The organism is Nocardia sp. CC201C (assembly GCF_030010695.1).
Classification (GTDB): Bacteria; Actinomycetota; Actinomycetes; order Mycobacteriales; family Mycobacteriaceae; genus Nocardia; species Nocardia otitidiscaviarum.
In genome coordinates this window covers 1-4,445 of record NZ_JASCXP010000513.1, presented here as the reverse complement: position 1 = coordinate 4,445, position 4,445 = coordinate 1, and the positions used below count along the sequence as shown (strand labels likewise).

At 69.7% G+C, this 4,445-nt stretch carries 5 protein-coding genes and 1 pseudogene; 3 read left to right on the top strand and 3 right to left on the bottom strand.

Annotated features, from left to right (window positions below; genetic code table 11):
- The coding region (locus tag QK444_RS32930; RefSeq protein ID WP_282785954.1) for a hypothetical protein at positions 1 to 196 on the top strand (196 nt) is incomplete at its 5' end.
- Between the two features lie 5 nt (positions 197 to 201).
- Here QK444_RS32930 and QK444_RS32925 read toward each other — a convergent pair.
- The 3 genes from QK444_RS32925 to QK444_RS32915 form a co-directional block, all read right to left on the bottom strand.
- Entirely contained in the window at positions 202 to 636 is a 435-nt protein-coding gene (locus QK444_RS32925; protein WP_143983762.1) for a hypothetical protein, read from the bottom strand.
- Positions 637 to 649: 13 nt separating this feature from the next.
- The gene (locus tag QK444_RS32920) at positions 650 to 1,099 is read right to left on the bottom strand and encodes a hypothetical protein (protein WP_282785953.1); all 450 of its coding nucleotides are present in this window, start codon (positions 1,097 to 1,099) and stop codon (positions 650 to 652) included.
- A 171-nt stretch (positions 1,100 to 1,270) separates the two neighbouring features.
- On the bottom strand, positions 1,271 to 2,080 hold the full coding sequence (locus QK444_RS32915) for a hypothetical protein (RefSeq protein WP_282785955.1): 810 nt from the start codon (positions 2,078 to 2,080) through the stop codon (positions 1,271 to 1,273).
- 119 nt (positions 2,081 to 2,199) lie between these two features.
- On the opposite strand from QK444_RS32915, the gene QK444_RS32910 reads away from it, so the two are divergent.
- Together QK444_RS32910 and QK444_RS32905 are read left to right on the top strand one after the other, a co-directional pair.
- Entirely contained in the window at positions 2,200 to 3,207 is a 1,008-nt protein-coding gene (locus QK444_RS32910; protein WP_282785952.1) for a Ppx/GppA phosphatase family protein, read from the top strand.
- Positions 3,204 to 4,445, top strand: a pseudogene (locus tag QK444_RS32905) (hypothetical protein); the annotation flags it as partial. The gene QK444_RS32910 and the pseudogene QK444_RS32905, both read left to right, overlap by 4 nt.

Sequence of the window (4,445 nt, the reverse complement as noted above, 5' to 3'; positions counted from 1 at the left end):
AGGGGTCGGGCCGTGGCCCGGGCTGGCTGCGGTCGAGGGGTCGGGCCGTGCCCCCGCGCTGGCTGCTGCCGAGGAGTTGGGCCGTGGCCCCGCGCTGGCTGCGGCCGAAGAGTTGGGCCGTGGCCCCGCGCTGGCTGCGGCCGAAGAGTCGGGCCGGGCTCCGCGCTGGCTGCTGGCGGAGAAAGTTGGGCCGTGACCGCGCTAGCTGCTGCCGAAGAGTCCGGGCAGGCCGTCGGCGCTGCCGGTGCCGCCGGGGGTGCCCGGCCCACCCGGATCCGGCTGGGAGGGGTCGCGCACCCAGACCTCGATGGTCTTGGTGCTGCCGCCCTGCGAGCAGGTGATCAGATGGCGGCCCGGGGTTGTCGGCGTCCAGCTCAGGTGTGCTTCGCCGACCGGCCACGGCACCTTGGGGCCACTGATGTCCTCGCCGTTGTCGGACCAGTAGACCAGCAGCCCGATCCCGGCCCCGCTGAGCTTCGCGCTCAGCTGGTACTCGGTGTCGATCACGTGGTCGCTGCCGGACACCGTGATCGAGTCGACGGTGGCGCTCGCCTGCGGTGCGGCGAAGACCGAGATGGTCGCCGCGGCCGCGAAACCCGCTATGCCCGTGCCGATTCGGCGCGAAAGAAGGCTCATGGGATATCCGTCCTCAATCCGTGGTGCCGCTGCTGCCGCTGCCGAGCGGTCCGCCGGGGCCGAAACCGCTTCCGGTGCTGGAACTTCCGGAGCCGATCGGAGCCTGCTGCACATCCACCGTCACGGACCGGTGGCTGCCGCCCTGTTCGACCGTGATGATGTGCTGCCCAGCGGTTTCCGGCTTCCAGGTGATGCTGGACTGCCCCGGCGGCCACGGCACCTTGGGCGCGCCGATGAATTCCCCGTTGTCGCTGAAGTAGACGAGCAGGCCCGCGGACGCGCCGCCGAGGGTCGCGGAGATGGTGTATTCACCGCCGACGCGGAAGGTCGATCCTTCGACCGTGACCGTCTCGACCGCGGCGCAGGCGGCGGGTGCCGTCAGAACGGCCACGGCCGCCGCGGCGGCGAATCCGGTGAGGCCGACGCCCGCGCGGGCGGCTCTCCGGGAGGTGTTGATGCGCATGGTGCTCTCCTGTGTGCGGCCCACGCAGGTGGGCTTCCGCACCGTAAGCGAACACCTCTGTGAAATGTGGGCGTTTCAGGAAAATTAGCAAGCAAGCGTCCGCTTGGTTGCTCGGATGCGGGCGGCACCCGGGGCAAACGCTCAGCGTCCGCCCGCGTGGCCGCGTCCCGCTCAGTCCTCGTGCGCCGCCCGCTCCGCGGCGATGGCCGTCGCCGGATGCACCGCGACGATGCCGAGCCCCTCCCGGCGCTTGCAGTGCCGCGCCAGCTCCTCGTACGCGGGCTGCCCGAGCAGCTCGATCAGCTCGGGCGCGTACGCCTGCCAGACCGGTCGCGTCCCCACATGCGCGTCGGGCGACCCGGTGCAGTACCAGTTCAGGTCCAGCCCGCCCGGCCCCCAGCCGCGACGGTCGTACTCGGTGATCCAGGTCTTGAGAATCTCCACCCCGTCGGGCCGGTCCACCCACTCCTGCACCCGCCGGATGGGCAGCTGCCAGCACACCTCGGGCTTCACCGTGAGCGGCTCCAGGCCCTTGCGCAGGGCCATGCTGTGCAGGGCGCAGCCGATGCCGCCCGCGAAGCCGGGACGGTTCAGGAAGATGCAGGCGCCGTCGATCCGGCGGGTGCGCAGGGCGGGCTCGTCGTCGAGTTCGTCCTGCTCGAGGTAGAGCTTCTTGCGGACCTTGCCGGTGTCGTCCACCGCCTCGTCCATCAGCTGCCAGTCCTTGCGTGTGAGCATTTTCACACCGCGGTGCAGCTTCTTGCCGTCGTCGGCATCGGAGAGGAAAGCGCCGTGTGAACAGCAACCGTCGTCGATGCGGCCCTCGATGATGCCCTGACATGCGGGGGTGCCGAATACGCACGTCCATCGCGAGAGCAGCCAGGTGAGGTCCGCCGCGATCAGGTGCTCGTCATTTGCTGGGTCGACGAACTCGATCCATTCTCGGGGGAAGTCCAGCTCGACCTCGGGACTTGGATCGATCTTCGCCGCTGATCGGAGCCCGGTGGGCCCGCTCGCGGATGCGCCTGCCGTCACACCGCGGAACGCTAACAGTTCAGTCGCCGCGCCTGAAGAGACGCCACACCCAGTACCGTGTTCTTGTGCGGCTCGGTGTACTGGATGTGGGAAGCAATACCGTCCACCTGCTGGTGGTGGACGCGCATCGCGGTGGCCATCCGCTGCCGATGAGTTCTACGAAGGCGACCCTGCGGTTGTCGGAGAATATGGACGACCGGGGGCGAATCACCCCGGAGGGTTCGGCGCGGCTCACCCGCACCGTAGCCGAATTCGCAAGCATCGCAAAGACTTCCGGTTGTGTGGAGCTGATGCCCTTCGCCACCTCGGCGGTGCGCGAGGCCACCAACTCCGAGGAGGTGCTGGCCCTGGTGCGCGCCGAGACCGGCGTGACCCTGCGGGTGCTGAGCGGTGTCGACGAAGCCCGCAACACCTTTCTGGCGGTGCGCCGCTGGTACGGCTGGAGCGCGGGGCGGATCCTCAACCTGGATATCGGCGGCGGATCGCTGGAGATGAGCAACGGCGCCGACGAGGACCCGGATGTGGCGCTGTCGCTGCAACTGGGCGCCGGGCGGCTCACCCGGGACTGGCTGCGCCACGACCCGCCGGGCAAGCGCCGGGTGGCCGTGCTGCGCGACTGGCTCGACGCCGAATTGGTGATTCCGACCCGAAAGCTGCTCGAACCCGGCCGCCCGGACCTGGCCGTCGGCACCTCCAAGACCTTCCGCTCCCTGGCCAGGCTGACCGGCGCCGCCCCCTCGGCGGCGGGCCCGCGGGCGCGGCGTACGCTCACCAGTTCCGGTCTACGGCAGCTGATCGCCTTCATCTCTCGAATGACGGCCGCCGACCGGGCAGAATTGGAAGGCGTAAGTTCGGATCGGTCACAGCAACTGGTGGCTGGCGCATTGGTCGCGGAGGCGAGTATGCGGGCACTGTCGCTGGATACGTTGGAAATCTGCCCCTGGGCACTGCGGGAGGGATTGATCCTGCGAAAACTGGATACCGACCTGGATAGCGAACCGATAGCTGGTGGGGCACAATCTGATGCTCGTCCGCCCCTGGAGGGCACCCCGATCGAAACGGTAATTCGATGACCGACGATTCGAATCAGCTGTCCGTCGCCGAACTGCTGGCCCGCAACGGCCAGCAGGGCTCCTCCGCTTCCGGCGGGGGCGGGCGGCGTCGGCGCAGCGGCCGCGGCATCTCCGTGGCGGATCTGACCGGCGATATGCCGCAGGTGCGGGAGGGCTCTTCCTCGCATGCGGCACCCGATGACGAAATCGGGGCCGAGGGGGCGGCCGCGTCCGCTCCGATGGAATCGGACTTTTCGAACTTCTCGAATTATCCGGACTACTCGAACTATTCCGTGGATACACCCGCGCAGGAGTCGAATTTCGGCTACTCGTCGGGCTCCGAACAGGAGAATTCTCCGCTTTCCGGTCCTATCTCCTATTACGATCCGCTCGCCTCCACCGAAACTCCGGACGGGTCGGCACAGTCGTCGGGATACGACTGGAACTCGCCCGGACAGCTGGACTGGCCGCCCACCGAAACCCCGGGCGCCAACGGTTACGGGGCATCCGGCCGCACGTCCGGTGGCCGCCGCGCGCGCCGGGAAGCGGCCGAGGCCAATGGCTACGGCGACGCGGGCAAGTCGAACGGTTACGACGCCAACGGGAGCTCCTACGGCGCGAACGGGCACGGGGCGAACGGCAACGGCTACGGCGCGCAGCACCTCGACGGCCTGGACGGAGCCGAGCGGCCGAAGAGCGGCCGCCGTCGCAAGCCCGACCCGCTCGACGATCTCGAATCCGAGGCGTCCGACACCGCTGGGCAGCGCGAATTCGGTGCGCCGGGGGCCGGAGCGCGTGGTTTCGGGGAATCCGGTGCGAACGAATACGGTTTCGGCGACGCCGGTGCACGCGGGTTCGGTGAATCGGAGATCCGCGGCTTCGGCGAGCCCGGTGCGCGTGGCTTCGGCGAGCCGGGCGCACGCGAGTTCGGTGATCCCGGTGTCGGGTCTCGCGGTTTCGGTGAACCGGGCGCCGGTGGTTACGGCGAATCGGGCGCGCGCGGTTTCGGTGAGCCCGGGGCCGGTGGACGCGGTTTCGGTGAGCCCGGACCCGATGCCCACGGTTTCGGTGACCCCGGCGCGGGCGGGCGTCGCTTCGGTGAGCCGGGCCCACGCGGGTTCGGCGAGCCGCCCGCCGAATCCGGTGCGCGTGGCTTCGGCGAGGACGCGGTGCCGTCGGGCGCGGCCGGAACTCCGGCGACCGAAACGGGCGGCCGTCGCCGTCGCCGCTTCGATCCCGACGACGAGACCACCGAGGTG